Source organism: Escherichia sp. MOD1-EC6842 (genome assembly GCF_002965705.1).
Lineage (GTDB): Bacteria > Pseudomonadota > Gammaproteobacteria > Enterobacterales > Enterobacteriaceae > Escherichia > Escherichia ruysiae.
The window spans coordinates 1-371 of the sequence record NZ_PTRF01000067.1 but is presented as its reverse complement, the minus strand read 5'-3'; the positions used below and the strand labels follow the sequence as shown (position 1 = coordinate 371).

Sequence of the window (371 nt, the reverse complement as noted above, 5' to 3'; positions counted from 1 at the left end):
TTTATTGAGCCTCAGGCCGAACTGGTTTACGGCGCAGTGTCCGGGAAAACATTCCGCTGGAAAGACGGTGAGATGGATCTGAGTATGAAGAACAGGGATTTCAGCCCGCTGATTGGCAGAACGGGGGTTGAGCTGGGTAAAACATTCAGTGGTAAGGACTGGAGCGTGACGGCCCGGGCCGGCACCAGCTGGCAGTTCGACCTGCTGAATAACGGCGAGACCGTACTTCGTGATGCGTCCGGAGAGAAACGGATTAAAGGAGAGAAGGACAGCAGGATGTTGTTCAATGTCGGCATGAACGCACAGATAAAGGACAACATGCGCTTTGGTCTGGAGTTTGAGAAATCCGCCTTTGGTAAATACAACGTGGA

The 371-nt window shown here is 52.6% G+C and carries 1 protein-coding gene; it reads left to right on the top strand.

Annotated features, from left to right (window positions below; all coding sequences use genetic code 11):
- The coding region (locus A7Z29_RS23115) for an autotransporter outer membrane beta-barrel domain-containing protein (protein ID WP_123058440.1) at nt 1–371 on the top strand (371 nt) is incomplete at both ends.